Annotated in this window: 1 pseudogene; it reads left to right on the forward strand. The window is 67.8% G+C overall.

The window, feature by feature from the left end:
- Positions 1-1384: pseudogene (locus tag ABZ444_RS51425) on the forward strand (DNA-directed RNA polymerase subunit beta); the annotation flags it as partial.

Below are 1384 nucleotides of genomic sequence, written 5' to 3' on the forward strand. Positions count from 1 at the left end.
GTGAGCCGCCGACCAAGGAGTCGGCGCAGACCCTGCTGGAGAACCTGTACTTCAACCCCAAGCGGTACGACCTGGCCAAGGTGGGCCGCTACAAGGTCAACAAGAAGCTCGGGGTCGACTCCGAGATCACGCGGGGCACGCTGACCGAGGACGACGTCGTCTCGATGATCGAGTACCTGGTGCGGCTGCACGCGGGGGAGACGTCCATGGGCGAGGCCGTCGTGGAGCTCGACGACATCGACCACTTCGGCAACCGGCGCATCCGCAGCGTCGGCGAGCTCGTCCAGAACCAGGTCCGGCTGGGTCTGGCCCGCATGGAGCGTGTCGTCCGCGAGCGGATGACCACCCAGGACGTCGAGGCGATCACGCCGCAGACCCTGATCAACATCCGTCCCGTCGTGGCGTCGATGAAGGAGTTCTTCGGCACCTCGCAGCTGTCGCAGTTCATGGACCAGATCAACCCGCTGGCCGGCCTGACGCACAAACGGCGGCTGAACGCCCTGGGCCCCGGTGGCCTGTCCCGTGAGCGGGCCGGGATGGAGGTTCGTGACGTGCATCCGTCCCACTACGGCCGGATGTGCCCGATCGAGACCCCCGAGGGCCCGAACATCGGCCTCATCGGCTACCTCGCCTGCTACGGCCGCCTCAACGCCTTCGGCTTCATCGAGACGCCCTACCGCAAGGTCGTCGACGGCAGGGTCACCGACCGGATCGACTATCTGACGGCCGACGAGGAGGACCGGTTCGTCGTCGCCCAGGCGAACTCCTCGCTCGGCGAGGACGGCGAGCTGACCGACGCCCGCGTCCTGGTCCGCACCAAGGGCGGCGAGACCGATTACGTGGCCTCCCGTGAGGTCGACTACATCGACGTGTCGCCGCGCCAGATGGTGTCGGTGGCCACCGCGATGATCCCGTTCCTGGAGCACGACGACGCCAACCGGGCCCTGATGGGCGCGAACATGCAGCGCCAGTCGGTGCCGCTGATCCGCAGCGAGGCGCCGCTGGTCGGGACCGGCATGGAGTACCGTGCCGCGACCGACGCCGGCGACGTCATCAGCGCCGGGAAGGCCGGTGTGGTGGAGGAGGTCTCCGCCGACTACGTCACCGTCATGAACGACGACGGCACGCGCACCACCTACCGGGTCGCCAAGTTCCGGCGCTCCAACCAGGGCACCTCCTTCAACCAGAAGCCCATCGTCGCCGAGGGCGACCGGGTCGAGGCCGGCCAGGTCATCGCCGACGGCCCCTGCACCGACGACGGTGAGATGGCGCTCGGCAAGAACCTGCTGGTGGCGTTCATGCCGTGGGAGGGCCACAACTACGAAGACGCCATCATCCTGTCCCAGCGCCTGGTCCAGGACGACGTCCTCTCCTCGATCCACAT

Source organism: Nonomuraea sp. NPDC005730 (assembly GCF_040630865.1).
Lineage (GTDB): Bacteria > Actinomycetota > Actinomycetes > Streptosporangiales > Streptosporangiaceae > Nonomuraea.